The organism is Ponticaulis sp. (assembly GCF_029210165.1).
Classification (GTDB): domain Bacteria; phylum Pseudomonadota; class Alphaproteobacteria; order Caulobacterales; family Hyphomonadaceae; genus Ponticaulis.
Genome location: NZ_JARGNT010000005.1, coordinates 18,755 through 45,695, shown reverse-complemented (window position 1 = coordinate 45,695; position 26,941 = coordinate 18,755). Strand labels below are relative to the sequence as shown.

The following is a 26,941-nucleotide window of genomic DNA, read 5'->3' as shown; positions in this document are numbered from 1 at the left end:
GGCTTTTTTGTTGCCTTGAATAAAAGCTGCAAAGGTGAAGTATCAGGCTTGGCCGGTAAGCTGTTTCCACTGAGAGACTAGTTTGCGGGCCTGTTTTTCGTGCGGCGCGTCTACCATTTTGCCATCGATCTGAAGTGCGCCGGCATCAGGATTTCCCTCAAACGCCTCAATGATCTTCATTGCGTGCGCGATCTCATCCTCTGACGGCGTGAAAGCGTCGTTGATGATCTGGCACTGAGACGGATGGATCGCCATCATCGCAGTAAATCCGTCGCGTCGGGCACGCGCAGCATACGCGGTGAGCCCGTCTATATCTTTGATATTTGGATAAACAGTCTCGACGGCTTTAACGCCTGCAGCGTGGGCTGCGAAGAGGGCAATGCTACGCACCCATTCGAAGGGCGGCGTGTAGCTTCCATCAGTCTCACGCGAGCCGGATGCACCGATAGTGGCTGGAAGATCCTCTGCGCCCCATGTTAGGCCGCACAGGCTTGAGCTCACATCTTCATAAGTATCCAGATTGAACAGCGCACGTGGCGTCTCCGTCCCGATCGGGAGGATAGGCACAGGGGAGTCGCCCATCGCATCCGCCAGATCGAGTACGTCTTTAGCGCCTTCGGCCTTTGGAAGGACAATGCCGTCCGGTTTCGCCCTGAGCACAGCAGGAAGATCGGTCTCAAGCCCGCCAGCAGGTATCGGATTGATGCGGACAAAGACCGGCTTTGACCGCGGCAGTGACAGGCTTTCTATAACAAATTTTCGCGCATCTGCTTTGCGGGACGGCGCAACGGAATCCTCAAGATCAAGGATCAGGCCGTCAGCAGCACTGTCGAGCGCTTTCTGGAAGCGCTCTGGACGATCACCCGGGACGAAGAGCAGAGAACGGAATTCCATGTCAGTTCGGCTTTTTGTGGAGCAGGGCCATACGCAGGCATTCGCAGACGATCTTATCATCCTGATTGAGCATGATGTGCTTGAAGGTGACGATGCCTGCGGTCGGGCGAGAGCGGCTCTCGCGTAGCTCGACAACTTCTGTCTCGCAGCGAAGCGTATCACCAATAAAGACCGGATTTGGCATAACCAGCTTGTCATATCCCAGATTGGCTACCAGCGTGCCAAGCGTCGTGTCGCCGACGGTCACGCCAACCATCAGGCCGAATGTGAAAATGCCGTTCACGACAATCTGACCGAACTCCGTTGATTCAGCGTAGGTTTTATCAAGGTGCAGTGGCTGCGGATTGTGTGTCAGCGTACACATCATTAGATTGTCAGTCTCTGTCACCGTGCGGCGCAGATCATGCTGAATATGCTCGCCTACAGTCCATTCGTCGAAATGTTTTCCGGCCATGATTATGCCTCGTCCGTTTTAGGTTCGATCGTGAGGAGGGCTGCGCCTTCTTCTACCTGATCATGCTGCGCGGCGGATACCATCGCCACGATGCCATCATGCGGCGCGGTGAGATTATGCTCCATCTTCATGGCTTCCAGCGTGACGAGCTTTTCGCCAGCTGTCACGCTCTGGCCTTCCGACACGAACAGACCAATCACTTTGCCGGGCATTGGTGAGATGATGGCTCCATCGCTCGCGCCAGCCGCGCCCTGAGCATCAAATAGCGGCCATGTGATATGGTATGGCCAGCCATTCTCGATAAGCAGATAGCCTTCCGGCGTACCGAGCAGATTGTCTTCAAAATAGTCTTCATCTTCAGCGCGGGTCACCGATAGGATTTCGCCATCCACTGAGAACCAGCTTTCGACATCCCGAGCCGCGTTGAGGCGGAAGCCTTCCAGCTGGCCCCATGGATTGAGTGTCGTGCCTGAGAAGCTTACAGGCGTGATTTCCTGCTCCAGATGAAGCGCAACGACGCTTATGCCTTCGGGCGAAGGTGCCGGCTTGTCTGTCAGACGAGCGCCTTCTGCTTCGATGAAGCCTGTAGTGACTTCAGCCTCTGCAAACGCCGGTTCACGAAGGAGCGTCGTCAGGAAGCCGGCATTATTGCGCACCGGCCATGTCGCCACAGCGCCGCAGGCGCTCGCGAGCGCTTCGCGGGCATCATCCCGCGTTTCGCCATATGCAATCAGCTTGGCGATCATCGGGTCGTAGAACGGTGAGACCTCGCTTCCCTGATAAACGCCGGTGTCGACGCGCACGAAAGACGGCAGGTCGAGGATTTCAAGCTTGCCGGTCGAGGGCAGGAAGCCGGTTTCCGGATTCTCTGCATAGAGGCGGGCTTCCATCGCCCAGCCATCCATCTCGATCTCGTCCTGTTGGAGAGGCAGAGATTCACCAGCAGCAACACGCAGCTGCCATTCGACAAGATCGATGCCTGTGATTTCCTCGGTGACGGGATGCTCCACCTGCAGACGGGTATTCATTTCCATGAACCATGTCCGGTCTGCGGAGAGTGGCCCCGACCCGTCAGCAATAAACTCCACCGTGCCAGCACCTACATAGTTCACCGCCTGTGCCGCGCGAACTGCGGCCGCGCAGATCGCCTCACGGGCTTCGTGGCTCATGCCAGGGGCAGGGGCTTCCTCAATCACCTTTTGGTGGCGACGTTGAAGGGTGCAATCGCGCTCGAACAGGTGGACAACATTGCCATGGCTGTCGCCAAATACCTGCACCTCGATATGGCGCGGATTGGTGATGAATTTTTCCAGAAGAACACGATCATCGCCGAAACTGGATTTCGCTTCACGCTGGCAGGAGCCGAGCGCTTCGAGGAAATCTTCGCTGCGTTCGACTTTGCGCATGCCCTTGCCGCCACCGCCAGCGACCGCTTTGATCAGCACTGGATAGCCAATTTTGTCGGCCTCCGATTTCAGCGTATCAGATGACTGGTCTTCGCCGAGATATCCCGGCGTAGTTGGCACGCCTGCATCCTGCATCAGCTTCTTGGCGGCATCTTTCAGACCCATTGCGTTGATGCTGTCAGGCTTGGGGCCAACCCAGATGATGCCGGCATCAATGACCGACTGAGCGAAGGCTGCGTTCTCTGACAGGAAACCATAGCCCGGATGGATGGCATCTGCGCCGGTTTGCATTGCAGCTTCAATGATCTTGCTGCCGACGAGATAACTCTCATTGGCTGGGGCAGGGCCGATATGGACGGCTTCGTCCGCTTCCAGAACGTGAAGTGCGTTCGCGTCGGCATCGGAATAGACAGCGATTGTACGAATACCGAGTTCACGAGCTGTCCGAATGACACGGCAGGCAATCTCGCCACGGTTTGCGATGAGAAGAGATTCGATCATTTGATCACCTTCATTGCGTCTTCGAAACGGCCTTCGATATTTGCCAGGACCTCGCAATCACAATAGCCGCCGTGATCATGTAGCCAGATCACGGCCGTATCCTCATCGATTGATAGAATACGAATGATATAAAGGGTTTTTTTAAGTGTGTGATCGCAACCGGCTTTGGAAAGTTCTCTGTCCAGCTGTTTCAACACTTTTCTAAGTTCATTCGCGCGGAACGGCATGCTCTCGATAAACTGCGTTCGCTCACGATCGCGTATCTCTTTCTTGATGCGTTTTTTCTCGTCCGGTGTCATGGCATTACATCCTGAAAATGCCGAATTGAGCGCGTTCCGGTATCGGCGCGTTCAGCGTTGCAGCGAAGGCGAGGCCAAGCACATCTCGTGTCTGTGCGGGATCGATAATGCCATCATCCCAGATGCGGGACGTTGCATACCATGGATTGCCCTCGGTCTCGTACTTCTCACGTATAGGTGCCTTGAAGTTCTCGGCGTCTTCATCGCTCCATTTGTCTGCGTCGCGGTGTACCGTCGCCAGGACGCTGGCTGCCTGCTCGCCGCCCATGACGGAGATGCGGCTGTTCGGCCATGAGAAGAGGAAGCGTGGTTCGTAGGCGCGTCCTGCCATGCCGTAATTGCCTGCGCCGAAACTGCCGCCGATCAAAACCGTGATCTTAGGCACTTGCGCTGTGGAAACGGCAGTCACCAGCTTCGCACCGTGCTTGGCAATGCCTTCTGCCTCATACTTACCGCCGACCATGAAGCCGGAAATGTTCTGCAGGAAGAGAAGCGGAATGCGTCTCTGGCAGGCGAGCTCGATGAAGTGCGCGCCTTTCTGTGCGCTCTCTGAATAGAGGACGCCGTTATTGCCGAGAATGGCGACTGGCATACCCCAGATATGCGCGAAACCGCAGACCAGCGTGCTGCCATAGTTGGCTTTGAACTCGTGAAATGCCGAGCCGTCTACCAGACGGGCAATGATCTCTTTCACGTCCATCTGCATGCGCAGATCCGTCGGGATGAGGCTGTATAGATCCTCTGCCGGATAAAGCGGCGCATTGCCCTGCTTCATATTGAGGCCCGGATCGGCAGCTGGTGGTAGAGTCGCAATAATGCTGCGCACAATCGAGAGCGCATGTTCATCGTTTTCCGCCACATGGTCGACGACGCCGGACTTTGATCCGTGGAGGTCGCCGCCGCCGAGGTCTTCAGCGGAGATCTCTTCGCCAGTAGCGGCTTTAACGAGAGGCGGGCCAGCGAGGAAGATTGTGCCCTGATTGCGCACGATCACGGTCTCGTCCGACATGGCCGGAACATAAGCGCCACCCGCCGTACAGCTACCCATCACGCAGGCAATCTGCGGAATGCGCTTGGCCGACATATTGGCCTGATTGAAGAAGATGCGGCCGAAATGGTCTTTGTCGGGGAAGACTTCATCCTGATGAGGCAGGTTCGCGCCACCGGAGTCGACGAGGTAGATGCAAGGCAGGCGGTTCTGCAGCGCAATTTCCTGTGCGCGCAAATGCTTCTTCACCGTCATCGGGTAATAGGTTCCGCCCTTAACCGTCGCATCATTGGCGACAATCATCACCGGGCGTCCTTGGACTTGACCAATGCCAGTGATAATCCCCGCGCCTGGAATATCCTCGCCATAGAGGCCATTCGCCGCCAGTTGGGACAGCTCCAGAAACGGGGCGCGTGGATCAAGCAGATGACGCACGCGGTCGCGCGGTAAAAGCTTGCCGCGCGATGTGTGGCGGGCGCGGGATTTTTCATTCCCGCCAAGTGCCGCCTGCGCCACATCTGCTTTCAGTCGATCAACGAGAGACCGGTTAGCCGCTGCGAAGGTTTTCGCATCATTGCTATCCGGCAGGAGTTTGGTTTTCAGTTGAGGCGTACTCATCCTTTCATCAGCTCCCGTCCGATCAGGAAGCGACGGATCTCATTCGTCCCTGCGCCAATGTCATAGAGTTTAGCGTCACGCAAAAGGCGTTCAACCGGCCATTCTTTTGTGTAGCCTGCGCCGCCAAGGGCCTGAATGGCTTCAAGGGAGCACTTCACCGCGTTCTCGCTCGACATCAGGATCGCGCCCGCGGCGTCGAAGCGGGTCGTCTGGTCGTTGTCGCAGGCTTTGGCGACGGCGTAGACATAAGCTCGAGACGAGTTCAGCGCGACATACATGTCGGCGATCTTTGCCTGCATGAGCTGGAAGTCACCAATCGGGCGTCCGAACTGTTTACGCTCACGAATATACGGCAGGACGGTATCAATGCAGGCCTGCATAATGCCAAGCGGGCCGCCTGAGAGCACGGTACGTTCATAGTCGAGGCCGCTCATCAGGATCGCTGCACCCTGCCCCTCTTCGCCCATCACATTCTCGTCCGGTACGAAGCAGTCCTCAAAGACCAGCTCGCCCGTGTAAGAGCCACGCATACCCATCTTGTCGAGCTTGCGGGCGCAGGAGAAGCCTTTGAAATCTTTCTCGACCAGGAATGCTGTTACGCTTTTGGAGCCAGCTTCCGGATCAGTCTTAGCGTAGATCACCAGCGTATCTGCGATCGGACCATTCGTGATCCAGAATTTTGTGCCGTTCAGAACATAACCGCCGTCAGCTTTCTTTGCGCGCAGGCTCATACTCATAACGTCAGAGCCCGATCCGGCTTCAGAAATAGCGAGTGCGCCCACATGCTCACCCGAGATCAGCTTCGGTAGGTATCTGGCTTTCTGCGCAGGCGTGCCCCATCGTCGGATCTGGTTCACACACAGGTTGGAGTGTGCGCCATAGGAGAGACCGATAGAGGCGGACGCGCGGGAAATCTCTTCCATAGCTACGACGTGTTCCAGATAGCTGAGGCCAAGCCCGCCATCTTCTTCTTCCACGGTAATGCCGTGTAGGCCGAGCTCGCCCATTTCGGTCCATACCCAACGCGGGCATTCGTCGGTGCTGTCGATCTCGGCTGCGATAGGGGCCAGCCTGTCGCGCGCAAACCGCTCGCAGGTCTCGCGGAGCATGTCCGCTGTTTCACCAAGTGAGAAATCGAGGCCGCTCATCTGTTCAGTCTCCCTAACTGTATTTTGGTGGATTTTAGCAAAACACGTTGAATAGATGAAATTGAAAAACCTTTGCCTTAGATATAGGCTCTGTCTATAAATAGGATCGTCCGATGATCGACCGCTATCTTATTCGCTATTTCCTCGCTGTGGTGGATCAGGGCTCATTTTCACGGGCATCACGGCAGGCGAACGTGTCCCAGCCTACGCTGTCTGTTGGCATTGCCAAGCTTGAAAGCCTTCTGGGAGAAACCCTGTTTGAGCGGTCTACGCGACGTATCAGCCTGACGAGTGCAGGGGCAAGGTTCCTGCCGCATGCTCGGCGGATTGAAAGCGAGTTCAATCAGGCTGCCATTTCCGTGAGGTCCGAAGGGGCACCAGAAGTCACGCGGCTCGGAATCCTCTCAACGATTCCAGCAAGGCTGGTCGGTCAGGCATTCGGGCGACTCCACCTCTCTAATCCGACACTTCGGATCGAAATCGTGGAGGGCTCAGAGAAGGAGTTGTCCAATGCTCTCGCAAGACGGCGGATTGATGCCGCGCTTACCGTAGTGGGGCGCGGCGGTGAACGGTATGTCGAACAGCATCTCTACCGCGAGCCCTATCATATGGCATTGATGCCGGAGCATCCCGCGGCGGGCCATGATGTTGTAACCGTCGAGGATGTCGCCGAAAGCGTCATGATGGTTCGACGTCACTGTGAAGCCCTATCGGAGACCAGCCGTTTCTTCACAGAGCAGGGCGTCCGGCCGTTTTTCTCTTTCCGGTCGTCGAATGATGAGCGCGTGATGGAGATGGTGGCATGTGGGCTCGGAATCACCATTATGCCGGCGAGCTATGAGTCGTCTGGCATCGTTCTACGTCCCCTCAAAGGGTTTGCCGTTGAACGCCAGATCGGTCTTGTATTCCGTACGGAAGAGGAGGCCGGCCAGCTTCCGCCTGATGTGGAGGAAGGGGTGAGACTGCTCGCCCGGCATGTTGAAAGTCGCACATAAAAAAGCCCCCGATAGCGGGGGCTTTTCTGTTTGAGATGTCGGCGTTTGCTTAGTGCGCAGGTGCCAGAACCAGAGCGTTCGCCAGAACGAGGTTCAGACCATCCAGATACGCACGTGTTGTCGGGCTCTGGGCAAAAGCAATGACAGACCCACGGCCGGTGCGCTCATACATAACGAACGGTTTGTATGCGAGCTGCTCCAGGTTCTCAGCCCAGAGATAGCCGCTCTGCAGAAGCGTATCGCTGTCTGCGAAACGGAACACGTTTTCGCCAGCCGCTTCGTTCAGAGGGCTGAAGATCAGGCTGCCTGTATAAAGCGCGCTTGCTTCATCATAACCCGCGGCGAGCCAGTGGTTTGTGTCTGCCACAACGCGGGCGATCACACCTGGTACGCCATCAGGGCGCGCATGGTGATCGGCAATGATCTCACGATAGGCTTCTTCCGATGTAATGACTGAGCCAGCACCTGCCGCGCCATTATCACCAGAGGCGCCAGCAGCGCCTTCAGAGCTGGTAGACAGAAGACCGAAATTCTCACCGGTCAGCATGGATGCGCTGTTCTCAAATGCGATCAGCGTGCCGCCATTGCGAACATAGGTCTGAAGCGCGTTTGCACCGGATGTGCCGAGCTCTGCACCGAGGCCGTAAGAGGTTGGCAGAACGACGACATCATAAGCGCTGAGATTGGCGCGTGCGAAGCTGGAAGTTCTGATCGGTGTGACCGGCAGACCAAGCTGACGCTCGATCACGAAGCGTGTGTTACCGGCTGAAATCGGGTTTGTGCCGCTATCCCATGCGATCGCAACGCGTGGAACGCTCAGGCGGTGGAAGTTGTCGCTGCCGAAGTTCGGACCATCATCCACCCAGCTTGATTCCATCGCATCGACTTCCGCGCCAATGTCACGGGCCAGAGAGAGGAGGGTGGTTTCATAGTCACGCGGGTTATCCTGCGCGGCAAAAACAACTGTACCAATCGGATAGGTCACGCCGTCCTGCACGAATGGCAGGTCGGTTGTGCGACCTGTCAGGCCTTCACGCATTGCAGCGATTACGAGGCGAGCCTGACCGCCATCCGTCCACGGGATTGCATAGCCGAAGCTGCCACCTGTTTCGACGTCTGAGGCAATTGGATCGTCCGCGCTGACCGAGACCGCATTGTTCAGGTTCACAGAACCACATGTGGCTGAATCAACGCCGAACATGAGTGGAAGCGACCATGCAGTCACGTCATAGAGCTCTGGCCGTGCACCGCGGGCGCGTCGTGCTTCTGTCTCTTCAATGAAGTCCGGTGGAAGCGGCGTATCGTCAACTAGAAGCGTACGTGCGAGGCGACCCTGAGGCTGGGCAAGGTCAACGACCAGTGCACCATCCTGATAGGTCGTGCCGCAAACGCGCGCATTCTCACCGATACGGTTTACCGCAATGCCTTGTTGGGCGAGGCGGCGGCCGAGGCTCTCTGCCTCATAGGTGTTCTCAGACAGGTCCATCACGATATAGCGGTCGGACGCGCCACGATTGTCTGCGACCGCATCACGGCGGTAACCGGCATAAGCCTGCAGATAGCCTTCAGAATCGCGGGAAACAACTTCCAGAGTAGAGATCATCGCCAGTGCGTTGTTGCGAACACCTTCGCCATAGGTGATAACCGATCCGTCATCGCGGTCCTGCAGCAGGCCGCGCGCACTGGATTGTTCGAAGGTCATAGCCGTCGCGCCGTTCAGCATCGGCCACATATCGCCATAGCCCGGATAGAAGGCATCAAAGACTTCGCGTGTGTAATAGGCGACGCCGAAACGGTCGAACCAGCTGCCATGGTTGCGGCCCATCTCATAGAGGCGATCAACCTGCTCCTGCGGAATGTTCGGGTTCAGCGGGTTCGCCGGTGGCGGGAAATAATAGGTGCTGGACGGACCCATTTCGTGGCTGTCGACATATACGACTGGATGCCAGTCCAGAACGGATGCAACACGGCCCTGAACTTCCGGCTGGGTCATCGCGAACCAGTCACGGTTCAGGTCGAACAGATAGTGGTTATAGCGTCCGCCCGGCCAGGGCTGGTCGTGCTCTGCGGCGGCAGGGTCAGAGAACGGTTCCATACCCACGGAGGAATCGAAGCTGTGGTGGAAGCGCATGCGACCGTCAGGGTTCTGGCTCGGGTCGATGATGACGATTGTGTTCTCGAGGATCTGGTCTACCAGCGCGTCACCTTCTGCCGCGAGCAGGTGGTATGCGAGAAAGGCGGCGCTGTCCGGAGGGGAGATTTCATCGCCGTGGACGCCCGCTGAAATCCAGACCACAGCCGGAATAGATGCAGCGATGCTTGAGGCTTCCGAAGCGCTCAGCGTACCGGATGCCAGGCGCGCCATGTCCGCTTTGATCTCTTCCATACGCGCCAGATTTTCAGCTGATGAAATCGCGGCGTAGATCAGATCGCGTCCCTGCCAGCTTTCAGCATATTTGAAGACTTCCATACGGTCCGGATTGGCTTCCATCAGGGCATCGAAGAACTCGTGGATTTCCGGGATGGAGGAAACGTCTGCGCCATGGTCGTGCCCGACGACAGATTCGAGTGTCGGTATAGCGTCTGTATAGCGAACCTGCGGGTAGCTCTGCGCGGAGGCGACCTGCGATAAACCTGAAAGAGCAACTACCGATGTGGCAGCTAGAATAGTCCGGATGTGACGCTGCATTTTTGTTCCTGTTCCTATGCTTGTCAGCAATACGCGCTGACGCTGACCTGCTTTGAAATTTTTTTGCCACGAACTGAATAGAGACGGGCCTTAATTTTCTGCTTTTAAGCGAGCTGACCAATTCTTATTCAGATTGTCCATATTTGAGTAGGATAATTCGACGTATGGGATTGCGGGATATCACCGGGTGAAAACGGTCGGGATAAGCGCAGGCATTCACAATGCTCGCAAAGCATGGTCCATAGCACTCGGAGTGATTGCCCATTGGGTGCAGGAATGGCATGACGCTGTCCCGCCTCAAGACGGTCATTAAAGAAGGACATCCTTGTTGAAGCGCGTATTTGTTACCGGCACAGCAGGCTTTATCGGTTTCCACCTCGCAAAATTGCTGCTTGAGGAGGGCGTGGAAGTTCACGGCTTCGACGGCATGACCGACTATTATGACGTCCAGCTGAAGAAAGATCGCAATGCGCAGCTTGATGCCTATCCGGCGTTTTCGCGCAGCGAGGGGCTTCTGGAAGACGAGAACGTTCTTGTTCCTGCCATTCTGGCTTTCAAACCGGACATGATCGTGCATCTTGCCGGGCAGGCCGGGGTGCGCCACTCGATCGAGAAGCCGCGCGACTATATTAATTCGAATGTTATGGGCACGTTCAACGTGATGGACGCTGCCCAGAAAAGCGGCGTGCAGCATTTGCTCATGGCGTCATCGAGCTCTGTTTACGGCGCCAATACGCAGATGCCGTTTAAAGAGACGGATCAGACCGAAACCCAGCTCTCTATGTATGCCGCAACGAAGAAGGCAAATGAGAGCATGGCGCATTCCTACGCCAATCTCTGGAACGTGCCGACCACCATGTTCCGCTTCTTCACCGTGTATGGCGCGTGGGGGCGGCCTGATCTGGCCTATTTCAAATTTACAGACGCCATTCTGAACGACCGACCAATCGACATTTATAATCATGGCGATATGGCGCGTGACTTCACCTATGTGGAAGATTTGGTGCGGGGCATTCGCTTGCTGATGGATGCTATCCCATCTGAAGACGAGCGTGTTGAGGGTGACTCGCTTTCACCGGTGGCGCCATTCCGCGTGGTGAATATCGGCAATTCAAATCCTGTGAAGCTGCTCGACTTCATTGAGGCGATCGAGACAAGCATCGGCAAGGAAGCCGTTCGCAATTATATGCCAATGCAGCCGGGCGATGTGCAGGCGACATGGGCAGATGCAACGCTGCTGCAGCGTCTGACAGGCTATAAGCCTGAGACTGACCTGAAGGATGGTGTGGACGTTTTCGTCAAATGGTATCGGGGCTATTATAATCGCTAGAGGCGATAATCTGCGGTCCGTAGTTTGAAACCCCGTTAGTTTTCAGGCATGTATTTGCAGTACCAGAATGAAGGGACCTGCAATTGAAGCTGTTCGTGACCGGAGGTGCCGGCTTTATCGGTTCTGCTGTTGTGCGGCTTGCGATTTCGCGGGGCTATCACGTTGTCAATCTGGATGCGATGACCTACGCGGCCTGTGAGGCTAACCTGGAGGCGGTACAGGGCAATTCAAAATACGAATTCGAACGCGTGGATATCCGCGATCGTGTCGCGCTCGATAAACTGTTTGATCTGCATCAGCCCGATGCTGTTATGCATCTGGCAGCTGAGACCCACGTAGACCGCTCGATTGATGGACCAGCAGATTTCATCACGACGAATATCAATGGCACGTTCAATTTGCTTGAAGCGTCTCGCGGCTACTGGATGAAGAGCGGCAGACCGGAGAGTTTCCGTTTCCATCATATTTCTACGGACGAAGTGTTTGGCAGTCTCGGCCCTGAAGGACTTTTCACTGAGAGCTCGCCATATCAGCCGAGCAGCCCGTATTCTGCCTCAAAAGCCGCAGCCGACCATCTCGTGCGTGCCTGGTCTGAGACATATGGTCTGCCGGTGGTCATGACGAATTGCTCTAACAATTACGGGCCTTACCAGTTTCCGGAAAAGCTCATTCCTGTGGTCATCCTGAATGCCCTGCGCGGCGACCCGATCCCTGTCTATGGCACGGGCGAACAGGTACGCGACTGGCTGCATGTTGAAGACCATGCCGACGCGCTTCTGCTCGTACTGGGTGAAGGCGAACTGGGCGGCAGCTATAATATCGGTGGCGAGAACGAGGTGCGGAATATCGACCTTGTACGTCTGATCTGTGCCACGCTTGATGATAGACGGCCGCGTGCAACGCCTTACGCAGAGCTCATAACCTTCGTGTCAGATCGCCCCGGCCATGATCAGCGTTACGCGATTGATCCGTCTCACATCCGTGAAACGCTGGGCTGGCGTCCGTCGGTCACGCTGGAGCAAGGGCTCGCGCAGACAGTGGATTGGTATCTGAATAATGATGGCTGGTGGAAGCCGCTCATGGCGCGTCACGGGGTGGGGCAGCGTCTGGGGCAGATCAAATGACCGTTCTGGTTTTCGGCGCAAACGGTCAGGTGGGCCGCGAGCTGCAACGGGTAGGATATGTCAGAGCGCTAAGCCGCGAAGAGGCCGACGTCAGCAAGGAAGCTGATATTGTGTCAGCGATCGAGGTGATGAAGCCGACGGCGATCGTGAACGCGGCTGCCTACACGGCGGTGGATAAGGCGGAAACCGAAACCGAAGCGGCGCATCTGGTGAATGCTGTCGCGCCAGGCATTATGGCGCGCGAGGCAAGATCGCGAGAAATCCCTTTCGTACATATTTCGACCGACTTTGTCTTCGATGGCACCAAGACCGGGCCTTACACTGAGGATGACGTCCCATCGCCGAAAAGTGTTTATGGGCAAACCAAACTGGATGGTGAAAAGGCTGTTCTGGAAGTCGGTGGTAATTCGGTAGTTTTGCGGACGGCGTGGGTGTTCTCTCCGAATGGCAGCAATTTCGTCCACATCATGATGCGCCTGGCGGACGAGCGGGGCATATTGCGCGTGGTGGAGGACCAGTTTGGCGGGCCAACCTCAGCGCGCGACATTGCGGTGGCGGCGCTCAATATTGTGCGCACACGCGGCGCCACGCCGGGTGAATCGGCTATTTATCACTATGCCGGTGGACCGGATGTTAGCCGCGTCGAGTTTGCAAGACAGATATTCAGGCTGAGCGGCCGGGCACCGGAAATCCTGCCTATCCCGACTACAGATTATCCCACACCGGCCGAGCGCCCCTTAAATTCGCGACTGGACTGTTCTGAAATTGAAAAGGATTTCGGAATAGAACGGCCAGACTGGCGCGAGTCACTCGCGCGCGTACTTGAAGAGATGGGGGAGCTCAAAGCCAATGGCTGAGCGAAAAGGTATTATTCTGGCGGGCGGAAAAGGCTCGCGCCTCCATCCCATTACGCTTGGAATCTCCAAGCAGTTGCTGCCTGTCTATGACAAGCCGATGATTTACTATCCGACCAGCGTTCTGATGCTGTCGGGCATTCGCGATATCGCGATTATCACCACGCCTGAAGATAAAGAGCAGTTCGTGCGCACTATGGGGGACGGATCTCAATGGGGGGTGAGCTTCACCTATATCGAGCAGCCGTCACCGGATGGTCTCGCGCAGGCGTATATCCTTGCGGAGGATTTTCTGGACGGTGCGCCGTCGGCCATGGTGCTCGGCGATAATATCTTCTTTGGCCATGGTTTGCCGACCCAGTTGAAAGCTGCGGACGAACGCAAAACCGGTGGCACAATCTTCGGGTACCGCGTCGCAGATCCTGAACGCTATGGCGTGATTGGTTTCGACCGTGATGGCATGGTGACATCCATTATTGAGAAGCCGGAAATCCCGCCCTCACAATACGCTGTGACGGGGCTGTACTATCTGGATGCCTCCGCGCCGGAACGCGCGCGCTCCATCGAGAAATCTGCACGCGGTGAATTGGAGATCACCTCTCTTCTGGAAACATATCTGAAAGATGGTGTTCTGTCCGTGGAACAGCTCGGGCGTGGCTTTGCCTGGCTCGATACAGGAACGCATGCAAGCCTTCTCGATGCAGGTAATTTCGTAAGAACGCTTTCAGAACGACAAGGTCAGCTGGTCGGCTCGCCGGACGAGGTCGCTTATCATCAGGGGTGGATCAGCCCGGAAGAGCTGATGTCACGTGCAACACGTTTTGGTAAGTCTGAATATGGGCGCTATCTGCAGCGTTTATTGCTGCCTTGAGCATCCGCGATAGAGATAAGACGTCCGTCTTCGATACGAGCCGAAACATCAAACACGCGAGACATATTCTGTACGGTGAGCGTTTTTGCGGGCGAACCTTCGTCTACAAGTCTGCCGAAACGCATCCAGAGCAGAACATCAGCAAACTCAGCAGCGAGCGCGATATCGTGCAGGACGACGAGCGCCGTTCCGCCGTTTTCGGTGAAGCGCTGTATGAGGCGCATCACGCGGAGCTGGTGCTTCGGGTCGAGCGCGGTCAGAGGTTCATCAGCGATGAGAAGCGAGGCCTTGCCTGCAAAGGCGCGGGCAAAGTGAACGCGTGATAGCTCACCGCCTGAAAGCGTGTCGGTGGCTCGCTTGCGCAGCCCGTTCAGTTCGCAAATGTCGAGCGCTTCATCGACGGCAGTTTGGTCTGCTTCAGAGAGGCGGGCAGGCGTACCGCCATAAGCAAAACGGCCCAGTGCTACAGCATCCTCCACACTGATTGGCCAGCTGAGCTGTCGGTTCTGCGGCAGATAGCTGAGTTGCTTTGCACGTTCGGTTGACGACATGCCGGTCAGGTCTTGGCCGTTCAACAAGACGGTTCCTGTGGCGGGCTTTTTTAGACCGGCAAGACACGTCAGCAGTGATGACTTTCCCGCACCGTTCGGGCCGACCAGGCATGTTAGTTTGCCGGACGCGAGGGACAGGTTCACCTGGGCGAAGAGTTCTGTTTGACCTGCGTTGAGGGAGATGTTGTCTGTCGTAAGCTGTGTCATGACAGGCCTCCCGAACGCTTCTGGATCGCAATCCAAACAAACGCTGGCGCACCAATGAGTGCGGCGACCACACCGAGCTTCAGCTCGGCATATGTCGGCAGAATACGAATGAGAATATCGGCGGCCACCAGAAGTACGCCGCCAGCCAGTGCTGACGGTAGCAGAATACGTCCCGGATCATGCCCGACCAGCGGACGCATAACGTGCGGTGTGATAATGCCAACAAAGCCGATTGCGCCCGCAATGGCGATACTGCCACCGGTAGCGAGGCCTGCGCCCACGATCACCAGAATGCGTTGATGCATCAGATTGAGGCCCAGACCCGCGGCAGCTTCTTCGCCCAGTGTCAGCGCAGACAAGCCGCGCGCGGATGCCAGAAGCAGTCCGAGGCCAGCGACAATAAAAGGCAGGCTATAGGCGAGGTCTGTCAGGCTGCGATTAGCGACTGAGCCCAGCGTCCAGTTCACCATATCGGCCAGTGAAAACGGGTTGGGTGCAAAGTTCAAAAGCAGAGACATCAGCGCGCCTGAAAAGCTCGAAATGCCGACGCCGATCAGGATGAGGGTGACGACCGAACCGGTGCGAAGCGCGGCAAAACCCAGTAGTGCGGTCGCAAGCAATGCTCCAAAAATAGCGGCGGCAGGCAGGATGAGACTGCTTGCGGTGGCGAGACCGAAGTAAAGAACGAGCGTTGCTGCCAGAACTGACATGGCTGACACGCCTAGCACGCCCGGCTCTGCGAGCGGATTGCGAAGCAGGCCCTGAAGGGCGGCGCCTGACATAGCCAGCGCCGCGCCTGTGATGAAGGCGGCAAAGGCGCGAGGCAGTCTGATTTGCCATATGATCACGCTGTGTTCGTCCGCGCCGGTGGCTGTCAGTCCGCCGAACACATCAGCAATACTGAGTGGGGTGGAGCCAAGCAGGCAGGCCAGAAAAATGGCGATGATGCCTGCGATGAGCAGACCGGCATTTAATGGCAGGTCGCGGATCATGACGCCTCGCTTCCGGAAGCGGCAAGCGCTTCGATTGCATCGATCAGATACCATGCGCCACAGGATGTCCATGACGCATCAAGAGGGACTGTTTCTGCGGTCTCCAGCGCGTTCAGGGTCACTGGATGATGGCTCGGGCTCCAGATGGACGGGTTCTGATGAATGGAGTCGTAGAAGGCCACGGCCAGCACATCCGGCGCATGGGTGGCGATCTGTTCCAGCGGCAGGTCATGCCAGCCGACTCGCGTTTCGTAATTGGTCAGGCCCGCAGTCTCGAAGGCATCATTGATAAGACCGTTTGGTCCGCTGGTGACACCGCCCGGCGTGACATAGAGGACGTTCTGATCATCGTCGCGTGGAGTGATGGCCGCAAGCCGCGCATCGAATGCTACGATGAGCTCTTCGCCGCGCTCTGGTACACCCATTTGTGCGGCAATATCGCGAGTGACTGTGCGTATGCTGTCAAAATCGCTCGTCCAGCCAATCTGGAGCACGTCTATACCAGCCTGAGAGAAAAAGCGCGGTGCAAGCGGGCCGCCGCCATAAGAGCGGACGATCAGGTCCGGCTGCGCGGCCAGTACGCTCTCTGCGACGGGACGTATCTGGGGAATGCCGTCTGCCTGATCGCGAAGATAGGAGAAGGTCTTATTAGCGTCCGGCGAGAGGGCGAGGATGTCCTGTCGCTCTGCTAGAGCCAGCACATACTGGTCAGCACAATAATCCATGCTGATAATGCGCTGATAGCCTTCGGATGCAGGCTGAATCATCCCGGCATCCTGCTCCGTTGAGCAGGCTGTCATTAAACAGAGTGCCGGGATGATTAGCCGTTTCATGTTATCTCAGTTTCACGCCGATAAGGGCTGTGGCGCCCGGTGCATGATAGCCGAACACATCGTCTGTGCGCACATCGAACAGGTTTTCGCCGCGTAGTGTAACGGCGAAGCGTTCTGTGACCGGGTATTCGAATGTGCCCGAGGCGAGCAGATAATCGCCAAGGGAAACGGTTGTGAATGTACCGAAATCTGTGTCCAGCTGCGTACCAATATAGTCGAGCGCAAATCCCGCGCGCATGCCTTCAACCGTTGACGACTGCCAGTCGACAGACACGCTGCCAGTCCATTCCGGCACACGGATTTCCTGAATGCCGCTATCGCTTGTGGAGTCGATTTTCGTTGCGCTCGCATTCAGGCGCAGCGTTTCGCTGATCGTCCAACCGAACGCGCCTTCGACACCTGAGCGCTCAGATTCGCCCGTACGGTTCATCGGGGTGGCGAGGAAGAGCGGCGGCGCATACGAGGTGTAGATCTCGTTTTCGAGTTCTGCCTCGAAATAGGTGAGAGACACATCGAATGGACCATGGATATGGTCGAAGCCAATTTCCCAGCTGGATGACGTTTCCGGCTGGAGGTCCGGATTGCCGACAAAACTGCCCGGATAGAAGCCGAACAGTTCAGTGAAGGTCGGGTTCTTTACGCCTTCGCCAGCGCTTGCGCGAACGCGGAATGCAGGTGAGAGGTTATACGCGGCACCAATGCGCCATGTGTCCGCGTCGTCGAACACGCCGTCATTGTCGTCATGACGGGCTGAAGCCGTCAGGGCGAGATCGCCAACAGACAGACGCGCCTCAACCGCTGCGCCGAGCGTTTCGAAAGTCTGTGACTGATTTGGATCGCCGAAGACGCTCGCCTGACCTTCACGGGTGTAATCTTCTTGCTCCCAGTCCAGAATACCGGCGAGGTCGAGGACAGCACCGTCGAATTCAAAAGAGGTCGCTGGAGAATAAGCAATCTTTGTGCGCTCACCGGTGGTTTCGTCGGTGGCGGCACCGTCTGAAAAGTTCTCGCGGACAACGGAGTTGAAGCTCGCCGTCAGAACGTGGTCGAGACCGAATGCGGTGGTGGATGCACGCGCGCCGAACAGCCATTGGTCGCTTTCTGTTTCGCGGTCTGCATTGTCCAGAAGGCCGTCAAAGTCAGTGTCAGGATCAGTCTGGCTGGTGGTTGAGCGGTATGTGAGGAGGCCGCTCAGATCGATGGAACCTGCGACCTGTTGGTTGCCGGTGAGGAGGAAGGAATAGCTCTCAGAACCGTCTTTTTCGCCATCATTGCCGGAAACATCGACGCCGTCTGTGCTGAATGCTGACGCAGCAGCTGAGAGATTTCCATTTCCGAAATGGAGACCGCCGGACACTTGTCCGCGCAGTGTATCGAACGTGCCATATTCTGCGGCTGCGTTCAGTTCGGTCGCTTCTGCGGTAACAAGATTGATCACACCGCCGACAGCATCAGAGCCGTAGAGCGCAGATTGCTCGCCGCGGGCAACTTCGATGCGTGACAGGTTGAGGCCAGAGAATAGGCCGAAATCCGTTTCGCCATTCACGGCGTCGGAAACTTCAATACCGTTCAGAAGAACCAATGTGTGGTTAGCCTCTGCACCGCGAATACGGATTTGGGTAAGGCCGCTCTGGGTGCCTGAACGGGAAATGCCGAGGCCGGGAACAGCGCGGAGTTGATCGGCAATGAATTCTGAATCGCGGACGGCGAGATCAGCAGCGGAAAGAACAGATACGCTCGCTGTCACGTCTTCAGCAGCGACCGGACGAAGACCAACAACGCTGATCGTGTCCTGACGTGCTTCTTCTGTGTCAGCAGATTGTGCTTGGGCTGACGCGATAAAACACAGTGCAGCGCAGCCCGAGAAAAGGATCGATTTCATACGATATCCCTATAGGCCGGCCTGCGCCGGCAGACGGACCTGGAAACGACATGAGTAACCCGCACTGCGCCCGGCGTCGCAATGGGGTGGCTTGTCGCTTCAAAGGAAGGGAAACCCTGTCCCGTCTGTCATTGGCTGGACCCGGCCGACGGACGAACGACGCGATGGCAGGTCTCCTGGCTCACCGATCTTCGCATTCGCCCGCCTTCCCGGAATATCCAGTGGCGTGTGGGACGAATGCTCCCGGTTTACAGTTGCGGGCACAGCGCAGGATTTACACCTGCTTCCCTCTTCGCCGGTCTCCCGGCACCATCTAAGGGGCGTTATTTCGCTGAATTGTGGGTGATGTCAATCAGTTAGACAGAAATGGTTCCGGACAACCGGAGCCTTCCGGTACGCGGCGACCGGGCGCACGGCGTTGAACTTCATTGAGGGCGCGGCGCAGGCGGAAGGTGATTTCGCGGGAATTCATAACGCCCTGCATACAGACCAGAGGCTCTTTGGAATCAGAGGCAATGACCACGGCATAGCCGGTGTAAGGGTACTGGTTGTAGGCGTGGTAGATTTGCTCAATGCCCGCAGACTGCATGCGGTTCAGGAACCCTGCCCACATTTCGTCTTTCTGCTGCTGTGTGCCGGTGCGCGCGTGCGTCAGATCGACAGAAATCCATTCCACCGGCTGATGGCTCATACCGTCTACGGCGTCATGAAGTGCTGGATCGAAGATATGGCAAGTGGGGCACCACTCAGCAGTGAAGTTGATGATCTGGATACCCGGTGTATCAGCATGAGCGGGGCGGCTGAGCGCCCCGACCAGAATCAGAAACAGAAGTGCTGTAAGTCTCATATCACTCCTCCTTCTGGCACAATGAGTTCAGCTTAGCGCTGTCTCAAGCAAGAGCGTTGCCAAACACGCGGTCGAAGATCTCGTCGACCCGCTTTGTGTGATAGCCCAGATCAAACAGCTCGTCGATCTGCTCGTCAGTCAGCATCGTTTTAATGTCAGCGTCTGCTTTCAGAAGCTCGTTGAACGGCTTGCCTTCGCGCCATGTGACCATCGCATTGCGCTGAACGAGGCGGTAAGCATCTTCGCGGCTTGAACCGGCTTCAACAAGCGCGAGAAGCACACGCTGGGAGTTATGAAGACCGCCCAGCTGGTTCATGTTGCGCTCCATGTTGTCAGGATAGACAACAAGGCCGTCCATCACGCCTTTCAGACGCGCCAGAGCAAAGTCGAGGTGGATTGTCGCGTCAGGGCCGATACCACGCTCTACAGAAGAGTGAGAGATATCACGCTCGTGCCACAGGGCGACGTTTTCCATCGCCGGAACAACAGATGAGCGAACAAGGCGCGCAAGACCGGTGAGGTTCTCGGTGAGGACAGGGTTACGCTTGTGCGGCATAGCAGAAGAGCCTTTCTGACCGGCAGAGAAGAACTCTTCGGCTTCCAGAACTTCTGTACGTTGCAGGTGGCGAATCTCGGTGGCGAGACGTTCGATAGAGCTTGCGACTACGCCGAGTGCGCAGAAGAAGGCTGCATGGCGGTCACGCGGGATAACCTGAGTTGAAACAGGTTCCGGCGCGAGGCCGAGTGCGTTGGCCACATAGGCTTCAATGCGTGGGTCAATGTTAGCGTAGGTGCCAACAGCGCCGGAGATTGCGCAGGTCGCGATTTCTTCGCGCGCAGTTTTGAGGCGCTGAAGGTTGCGGTCGAATTCCGCGTAGTAAGTTGCGAGCTTCACACCGAAGGTTGTCGGCTCTGCATGGATGCCGTGGCTGCGGCCGATTGTGATCGTCCATTTGTGCTCTTCAGCGCGCTTCTTGATGCTTTCCAGAAGCTCTTCCATGTCTTTGATCAGAATGTCGCTTGCGCGGGACAGCTGAACCGCCAGGCAGGTGTCGAGAACATCTGAAGATGTCAGGCCCTTGTGAATGAAGCGGGCTTCCTCGCCAACGAATTCGGCAACGCTTGTCGTGAAGGCGATAATATCGTGCTTCACTTCGCGCTCGATCTCATCAATGCGCTCGACGCTGAAATTGCCACGCTCACGAATTGCCTGCGCAGCTTCCTGCGGGATTTCGCCGAGTTCGGCCATGGCCTCACAAGCAAGCGTCTCGATTTCAAGCCAGATTGCGTATTTGCTTTCCGGGCTCCAGATGGCGCTCATTTCCGGGCGGGCATAACGAGGGATCATGGTCGGGCCTATCTCAGTACAAGAATTGATTGAAACTACGCGCTGATTAGGCGTTACAAATTCGATTGTCTACTGAGCTACGGGCTACGGCTTAACTTTAATCGCTGCCAGCTTACTTCGGGGAAGGTGATGAATTGAGGGCAGGGACATCGAAGACACGGCACTTTTTTGTCACTGCGGCCAATTTACTATGCGGTTTTTGGCGGGAAGGGTTTGCCAATCTGAATGTCCGCGTCTAATCCGGTCTGAAAAATAGTCAGCGTTCAGGGGCAAGAATAAGCATGTTTTCGAAAATCCTCATTGCGAACCGTGGTGAAATTGGTGTGCGCGTCATCAAGACGTGCAAGCGCATGGGCGTAAAAACAGCCATCGTTTATTCCGAGGCCGACGCAGACAGCCTCGCAGTTGAAATGGCCGATGAAGCCGTCTTCATCGGTGGTGCGCCAGCTTCAGAGTCTTATCTAGTTCAGGACAAGATCATCGACGCAGTTCGCAAGACCGGCGCAGAAGCTGTTCACCCGGGTTTCGGTTTTCTCTCTGAGAACCCTGTATTTGCCCGCCGCCTTGAAGAAGAGAAAATCACCTTTATCGGCCCGAACCCGTTCGCGATCGAATCCATGGGTGACAAGATCACCTCTAAAGAATTCGCCGCTAAAGCAGGCGTTTCTACAGTTCCCGGCCATATGGGCCTGATCGAAGAAACTGAAGAGGCTGTGCGCATCTCTGGCGAGATCGGTTATCCGGTTATGATCAAGGCGTCTGCTGGCGGTGGCGGTAAAGGTATCCGCGTTGCTTATGACGACGCAGAAGTCCGCGAAGGCTTCCCGGCAGTTAAAGCCGAAGCGAAAACGGCATTCGGCGATGACCGTGTCTTCATTGAGAAATTCATTCTGAGCCCGCGCCACGTTGAGATTCAGGTTCTTGGCGACAAGCACGGCAACGCGATCCACCTGTTCGAGCGTGAGTGCTCCATCCAACGCCGTAACCAGAAAGTCATTGAGGAAGCACCGTCTCCGCTTCTCGACGAAGAGACCCGTATGAAGATGGGCGCGCAGGCTGTCGCTCTGGCGAAAGCGGTGAACTATGACAGTGCCGGTACAGTGGAATTCGTTGCATCAGGCGTCGATAAGAGCTTCTACTTCCTTGAGATGAACACGCGTCTGCAGGTGGAACATCCGGTCACTGAAATGATCACGGGCGTTGACCTTGTTGAGCAGATGCTTCGCGTGGCTGCCGGTGAAAAACTGGCAATCGCGCAGGATGATCTCTCTATCAATGGCTGGGCAATGGAAAGCCGCGTTTATGCGGAAGACCCGTACCGCAACTTCCTGCCAAGCATTGGTCGTCTGAAGCGTTACATTCCGCCTGTGGAAGGCGAAGCAACAGGCGCGCCGGGTGTTGTGCGTGTTGATTCCGGTGTCCGCGAGGGCGACGAAATCTCCATGTTCTATGACCCGATGATCTCCAAGCTGGTGACACACGGCAAGACACGTGACGAGGCGATTGATACGCAACTCGCAGCGATGGACCGTTACCACATTGAAGGCATTCAGGATAACATGCCGTTCGTGACTGCAGTTTACGAGCAGGAGCGTTTCCGCTCTGGCAATATCACGACCGCCTACATCAAAGACGAGTTCCCGGAAGGTTTTGCTGGCGTTGAGCCAACCGCAGAACAAACGCTGATCCTCGCGGCAAGCGCAGCACACGTGCACGGCGTGTACTCTGCGCGTGCAGCGCTGACATCAGGTCGTCTGTCTCCTCCTGAGACTGTGCGCGAAGATTGGGTCGTTATCCTCGATAAATCGCACTATCCGATCAAACTGCGCTTTGCTGAAGGTCGCAGCGAGATCGAGATTGAAGGCAAGGTTCACGTTCTGGAAACAGAGTGGAAGCCCGGCACGCACCTTCTCGAAGGTACGCTCGATGGTAAGCCGTTTGCCGTTAAGTTTGCCGACCGCACTGAAGGATATCTCTTCCGCCACCGCGGCGTTGCACTTCGTGCGCTGGTTTGCACACCACGTTCTGCAGAGCTTCACGCGAAACTTCCTGAGAAAGAAGCGGCTGACCTTTCCAAGCTGATCATGAGCCCGATGCCGGGTCTCGTCGTTTCTATGGATGTCGAGCTTGGTCAGGAAGTGAAATCAGGCGAAGCTGTCTGCGTCGTGGAAGCGATGAAGATGCAGAACATCATCCGTGCTGAAGCAGACGGCGTCGTGAAAGCGATCAATGTTGGCGCTGGAGACAGTGTCGCGGCTGACGAAATCATGGTTGAATTCGAGTAGTCAGCCAATTCTTTTCTGAGTGGGGTAAGTCATGACCAATCAATCTGCGTCAGTTGAAACAATGTATGATCCTGACCGTCCATGGATTTCTGGTCCTGATGAAGACCCTAATCGCGCCAACTGGGCTGCGGAGTATTTTGATCCGACGGGAGAGACCGCGAAACCGGTCTTCCTTCGTGGTCAGATGTTATTGGCGATTTCGCGGCTTGTGCTTCTGGTTGTGGCATTCGGTATTCTTGCAGGTGCGCCAAAGGTCGGGGCTGCTGTAGCGGTGGTTGGCATCGGCATTCCAATGCTCATGTCTCTGGTTAGTCACATTCGGCGTCTGGCACATGCGGGGCGTCCGGCGTTTCTGGCGCTGTTTATTGTGCTTCCATTCCTGCTGGCATCGGGCTTTACTTTGGTGCAAATTCAGGCGATTTCCCAGCAGCCTGCTGTGGCTGAACTGGATGCTGAAACGCTCCGCGCTGCGGTTGACGCGGAATTAAATGGCTCCGGCACAGAAGAAGCCAACGAAGCCGACGCACCAGAGGCGGAAGCACCTGCACCACGCCCGCAAATGCGCAGACGCGGACCTCCTCCAACAGCTGAACAAATGCTCGCAGGGGCAATTCAGGGCGGTATTTTTATGTGGCTCTTCCTGAGCCTCTTCACCATGGTTTATTCGCTGATTTATGTGGCGCGTCGTCCAAAAGGTGACGCTGTCGAACCGGTTCGTCGCGGCTATTACGACTAGCTAGCGGCGTGTCACGCAGCTTCGATGTCTTCATCGGGCTGCTGAACTGGCAGGTAGAGCGTTACAGTCGTTCCCACATTCAATTCGCTATCGATCGCAAAACGGCCGCCATGCAGCTCAACAAGTGAGCGTGTGAGCGCAAGGCCCAGGCCCGTGCCGTTATGGTTCATGTCCTGATTGGACTCTGCCTGCTCGAACGGGTTGGCAAGGCGCGGCAGGTCGTCCTTGGAAATGCCGACGCCAGTGTCTTTGACCGAAATCGAAATAAACTCTTTCTCGTTCGCCACTGTGACGGTGATCTGACCGTCGTCGCGTGTGAATTTAATCGCGTTTGAGACGAGGTTCAGAACCATCTGGCGGACGGCACGGTGGTCGGCCTCAATGTCATGAACATCGTCGGCGTGAACGAGTTCGAGTTTGATGTTCTTTTCATCGGCCTTGCGGCGGATCATACGGATAGCGGCATCGACAGGTTCGACTGGATCGATCGGTTTGGTGTTGATCGTCATCTTGCCGGATTCGATCTTCGCCATGTCGAGAATGTCGTTGATCATGTCGAGCAGGTGCTGACCGGATAGCAAAATGTCCTGCGCGTATGACTTGTACCGTTCGTCACCAAGCGGACCGAAAATCTCTTTCACGAGCATTTCAGAGAAGCCGTTAATCGCGTTGAGCGGAGTGCGAAGCTCATGGCTCATATTCGCAAGGAAGCTGCCCTTGGCCTGACTAGCATGCTCGGCCTTGGTTTTCTCTTCCGCGTATTTGCGCGTGAACTCACGTGCGCGTCCTTCGGAGCGTTCAAGCTCGGAGATAAGGCGCTTCAGCTTCTTCTCATTGCGAAGGTGCTCGTCCTGCTGATTCTTGAGCTTGGAGATGTCTGACGCGATGGTGAGCATCAATCCGCCGGAGGTTTCACGCTCTGCAAGGTGGAACCAGCGGCCGTCACGCATCAGCACTTCGCGCTCTTCGCCAACATCCTCTGTCGCACGGTCGAAGCGCACAGCGCGACTGATTTCTACATTGATGATGTCATGGCTGACACCTGGGCGCAGCACCTCGTCATCCAGCGCGAATGCTTTTGCAAAGGCCGGATTCCAGAACATCAGGCGCTTGCGATCATCCCAGAGCGCGATCGGCATGGAGAAGCCCTCGAATGCGTTCCGCAGCCGCATTTCAGAGGCGCGCATACGCTCTTCGAGAAGCCGGCGATCTGATACATCGATTGCGATGCCTTCGAGCGCGATCTGATCAGCAACGGTGCGCGATTGAGGGCGCAGCGCTCTGAATTCGAAATGGCGCCCACGGATATTGAGCGTGCCTTTCAGCGTGCCGTCGACAGCACCCTTTGCGACGGCGTTCACAAACTTACGAGCACTCTGCGCACCGAAATATGGCTCCAGAGCATTAAGCGGAATATCGCTGCCCGGTTCCAGATTCAACGATTTGGCCAGAGCACCTGAAACGGTCAGAGACTGGATGTTGCGATCAATCTTCCATGAGCCGACGCCAACATTTGCAGCAAGTCGTGTCAGGCCTTCAGAAGCTTCTGCAAACCCTGCATCTGTCACTTTCTGCTTTTTGCTCGGTTTTGCAGCCGGTTTTGCACCGCCGAGACGAGATCGTGCAGCACCCAGCAGGCTGAGAACAGCCAGCGTCGGTGACAAGAATAGCAGAGAGTAAAGAAGAATGGCGCCGGTGCCGAGCGCAGTGAACCATGGTTCGGTCTGAACCTGGCATACCTGTAGCGGGCCACCATTGTGCGCGACGCAGGTGGATGTGTGACGCACCCAGTAGCGGTCAAAACTGGTCAGATCCTGAAGAACATCTTGTCTGTCGAGCCAGCCAATTACGTCTTGGGAGCCGACAGAGCCGCCCTGCGGCGCACCTTGCCCCATAGAAAAGCGCAGGGCTTCGTTCTGCGGGAGGTCGGATGCAAGTTGGTGGAGCGGAATGGTCGAGATGAACTCGGTGCGCCCGACAGTCGACATGATGAGAAGGTTGCTCGAACTGGCACCGATGGTTACGCCATTTTCCGACATCCATCGCGCAGTCTGAAGCGTTTGCTCATCAGTGAGGGCGGCGCGGCTCCCCTCGGGGGAGATACGGAAAATACGCTGAACCGATGATATCTGGCTTTCAACTTCCAGAACGGAGCTGCCTGAATTCAGACCTACCGTAAGCGCATCGCCAATAATATCGCGCTGCAGGTCGTAACGATCCAGCATGCTCTGCATGTTGGTCTGTAGTCGTGCCTGCTGAAGCTCACTTTCGCGCTTAATGTCATCCCAGCCTTTAACGCCAAGAATGCCGATCTGAATTGTCAGGAAAACGCCGGTGAGGAAGCTGAGGCGCGACAGCGACGTAGACATGTTGCTTTGGGCGCGCGTGCTTTGCGCTCCGGCATGCATAGCGTCCTTATGTCCGTTATTCGTCTTCACTGAAGTGCCTCGACCGTTCAAGGCATAAAGCCCACGATTCTGATACGGCACCAAATATTAAGGCGCTGTTAACACTCTTATTGCTGTGAAGGAATCACTAAGTCCGGCGCTACATTCCGCTGCGGTTAGCTCTCATTCAGGAGTTCGGAAGATTCATTTTCCTCGCTGCGACGCTCCGGTCCGCGATAGTTTTCCGATTTAAGGCGGCGTCTGTCCGGACCAAAATAGCTGGCGGTGCGCACGAACGGGCGAGGGGTGTTTACGATAGAGCGTACCTTACGGAACAGCTCTTTCGCGGTTACAGGCTTGCAGCAGAACTCGGTTACACCCGCATCACGCGCTGCGATCACTTTAGAGCGTTCCGAATAGGCTGTGAGCATAATGATCGGCACGAACGGGTTTGGGCTGTCATCGCCAGTGCGGACCAGGCGAACGAAGTCGGTACCGTCGAGGATTTCCATCAGATAATCGACAATGATGAAATCGATATGCTCCGAACGCACCATGTCGAAGGCTTCGGCGGCATCATTGGCTTCGATGAAATGCGATATGCCGAAACCGCGAAGCAAGGTCTTCACGATTGTAATCATGTGCTTGTTGTCATCAACAATCAGCACACTCAGACGGTTCATGTTAGAATTCGACATTAAT

At 56.2% G+C, this 26,941-nt stretch carries 22 protein-coding genes and 1 riboswitch; of the genes, 7 read left to right on the top strand and 15 right to left on the bottom strand.

Annotated elements, in window-relative coordinates; genetic code table 11:
• Positions 1-42: 42 nt before the first annotated feature.
• From P1U45_RS16590 to P1U45_RS16565, 6 genes are read right to left on the bottom strand one after another with little or no spacing between them, the layout of a single operon-like run.
• Complete coding sequence (locus tag P1U45_RS16590; protein WP_301060029.1) at positions 43-894, bottom strand: CoA ester lyase; 852 nt, start codon at positions 892-894, stop codon at positions 43-45.
• 1 nt (position 895) lies between these two features.
• A complete protein-coding gene (locus P1U45_RS16585) occupies positions 896-1,348 on the bottom strand; it encodes a MaoC family dehydratase (RefSeq protein ID WP_301060028.1) in 453 nt (150 codons plus the stop codon).
• A gap of 2 nt (positions 1,349-1,350) precedes the next feature.
• Entirely contained in the window at positions 1,351-3,255 is a 1,905-nt protein-coding gene (locus P1U45_RS16580; RefSeq protein ID WP_301060027.1) for an acetyl/propionyl/methylcrotonyl-CoA carboxylase subunit alpha, read from the bottom strand.
• The gene (locus P1U45_RS16575; protein WP_301060026.1) at positions 3,252-3,554 is read right to left on the bottom strand and encodes a DUF2695 domain-containing protein; all 303 of its coding nucleotides are present in this window, start codon (positions 3,552-3,554) and stop codon (positions 3,252-3,254) included. Before P1U45_RS16575 ends, P1U45_RS16580 begins: the two co-directional genes overlap by 4 nt.
• A 4-nt stretch (positions 3,555-3,558) precedes the next feature.
• Positions 3,559-5,160, bottom strand: coding sequence for a carboxyl transferase domain-containing protein (locus tag P1U45_RS16570; RefSeq protein WP_301060025.1), 1,602 nt, complete (start codon positions 5,158-5,160; stop codon positions 3,559-3,561).
• Positions 5,157-6,308, bottom strand: a complete 1,152-nt coding sequence (locus P1U45_RS16565) for an isovaleryl-CoA dehydrogenase (RefSeq protein WP_301060024.1) — start codon at positions 6,306-6,308, stop codon at positions 5,157-5,159. Before P1U45_RS16565 ends, P1U45_RS16570 begins: the two co-directional genes overlap by 4 nt.
• 113 nt (positions 6,309-6,421) lie before the next feature.
• On the opposite strand from P1U45_RS16565, the gene P1U45_RS16560 reads away from it, so the two are divergent.
• A complete protein-coding gene (locus P1U45_RS16560) occupies positions 6,422-7,303 on the top strand; it encodes a LysR family transcriptional regulator (RefSeq protein WP_293620542.1) in 882 nt (293 codons plus the stop codon).
• A gap of 49 nt (positions 7,304-7,352) precedes the next feature.
• On the opposite strand, the gene P1U45_RS16555 is transcribed toward P1U45_RS16560, so the two are convergent.
• Positions 7,353-9,992: a M14 family metallopeptidase gene (locus tag P1U45_RS16555; RefSeq protein WP_301060023.1), complete on the bottom strand. Its 2,640-nt coding sequence runs from the start codon at positions 9,990-9,992 to the stop codon at positions 7,353-7,355.
• 328 nt (positions 9,993-10,320) lie between these two features.
• Between P1U45_RS16555 and P1U45_RS16550 the strand changes: the two genes are divergently transcribed.
• From P1U45_RS16550 to rfbA, 4 genes are all read left to right on the top strand, one after another.
• The gene (locus P1U45_RS16550) at positions 10,321-11,322 is read left to right on the top strand and encodes an NAD-dependent epimerase/dehydratase family protein (RefSeq protein ID WP_301060022.1); all 1,002 of its coding nucleotides are present in this window, start codon (positions 10,321-10,323) and stop codon (positions 11,320-11,322) included.
• Between the two features lie 83 nt (positions 11,323-11,405).
• Positions 11,406-12,446 (top strand): dTDP-glucose 4,6-dehydratase, encoded by a 1,041-nt coding sequence (gene rfbB / locus P1U45_RS16545; protein WP_366145016.1) that lies wholly within the window; start codon positions 11,406-11,408, stop codon positions 12,444-12,446.
• Positions 12,443-13,303 (top strand): dTDP-4-dehydrorhamnose reductase, encoded by an 861-nt coding sequence (rfbD, locus tag P1U45_RS16540; RefSeq protein ID WP_301060020.1) that lies wholly within the window; start codon positions 12,443-12,445, stop codon positions 13,301-13,303. Before rfbB ends, rfbD begins: the two co-directional genes overlap by 4 nt.
• Positions 13,296-14,171, top strand: a complete 876-nt coding sequence (rfbA, locus tag P1U45_RS16535) for a glucose-1-phosphate thymidylyltransferase RfbA (RefSeq protein ID WP_293607545.1) — start codon at positions 13,296-13,298, stop codon at positions 14,169-14,171. The genes rfbD and rfbA overlap by 8 nt, the downstream gene beginning before the upstream one ends.
• Here rfbA and P1U45_RS16530 read toward each other — a convergent pair.
• The 6 genes from P1U45_RS16530 to purB form a co-directional block, all read right to left on the bottom strand.
• Entirely contained in the window at positions 14,144-14,929 is a 786-nt protein-coding gene (locus P1U45_RS16530) for an ABC transporter ATP-binding protein (RefSeq protein WP_301060019.1), read from the bottom strand. The two genes, rfbA and P1U45_RS16530, sit on opposite strands and share 28 nt — an antisense overlap.
• Positions 14,926-15,921, bottom strand: a complete 996-nt coding sequence (locus P1U45_RS16525; protein WP_301060018.1) for an iron ABC transporter permease — start codon at positions 15,919-15,921, stop codon at positions 14,926-14,928. The genes P1U45_RS16530 and P1U45_RS16525 overlap by 4 nt, the downstream gene beginning before the upstream one ends.
• Positions 15,918-16,688, bottom strand: a complete 771-nt coding sequence (locus P1U45_RS16520; RefSeq protein ID WP_301060017.1) for an ABC transporter substrate-binding protein — start codon at positions 16,686-16,688, stop codon at positions 15,918-15,920. The genes P1U45_RS16525 and P1U45_RS16520 overlap by 4 nt, the downstream gene beginning before the upstream one ends.
• A 67-nt stretch (positions 16,689-16,755) precedes the next feature.
• Positions 16,756-18,636, bottom strand: coding sequence for a TonB-dependent receptor (locus tag P1U45_RS16515; protein ID WP_301060016.1), 1,881 nt, complete (start codon positions 18,634-18,636; stop codon positions 16,756-16,758).
• A 148-nt stretch (positions 18,637-18,784) separates the two neighbouring features.
• A riboswitch (cobalamin riboswitch) is annotated at positions 18,785-18,965 on the bottom strand.
• Positions 18,966-18,988: 23 nt separating this feature from the next.
• The gene (locus P1U45_RS16510; protein ID WP_301060015.1) at positions 18,989-19,483 is read right to left on the bottom strand and encodes a thioredoxin domain-containing protein; all 495 of its coding nucleotides are present in this window, start codon (positions 19,481-19,483) and stop codon (positions 18,989-18,991) included.
• A 43-nt stretch (positions 19,484-19,526) separates the two neighbouring features.
• Positions 19,527-20,831: an adenylosuccinate lyase gene (purB, locus tag P1U45_RS16505; RefSeq protein ID WP_301060014.1), complete on the bottom strand. Its 1,305-nt coding sequence runs from the start codon at positions 20,829-20,831 to the stop codon at positions 19,527-19,529.
• Between the two features lie 281 nt (positions 20,832-21,112).
• On the opposite strand from purB, the gene P1U45_RS16500 reads away from it, so the two are divergent.
• Positions 21,113-23,116 carry an acetyl/propionyl/methylcrotonyl-CoA carboxylase subunit alpha gene (locus tag P1U45_RS16500; RefSeq protein WP_301060013.1) on the top strand — a complete coding sequence of 668 codons (2,004 nt, stop codon included), beginning with the start codon at positions 21,113-21,115 and terminating at the stop codon, positions 23,114-23,116.
• Positions 23,117-23,147: 31 nt separating this feature from the next.
• Positions 23,148-23,852 (top strand): hypothetical protein, encoded by a 705-nt coding sequence (locus tag P1U45_RS16495; protein ID WP_301060012.1) that lies wholly within the window; start codon positions 23,148-23,150, stop codon positions 23,850-23,852.
• 11 nt (positions 23,853-23,863) lie between these two features.
• Here P1U45_RS16495 and P1U45_RS16490 read toward each other — a convergent pair whose 3' ends face one another.
• Positions 23,864-26,290, bottom strand: a complete 2,427-nt coding sequence (locus tag P1U45_RS16490; protein ID WP_301060011.1) for a PAS domain-containing sensor histidine kinase — start codon at positions 26,288-26,290, stop codon at positions 23,864-23,866.
• Positions 26,291-26,415: 125 nt separating this feature from the next.
• Positions 26,416-26,937 carry a response regulator gene (locus P1U45_RS16485; RefSeq protein ID WP_293607555.1) on the bottom strand — a complete coding sequence of 174 codons (522 nt, stop codon included), beginning with the start codon at positions 26,935-26,937 and terminating at the stop codon, positions 26,416-26,418.
• Positions 26,938-26,941: the final 4 nt, after the last annotated feature.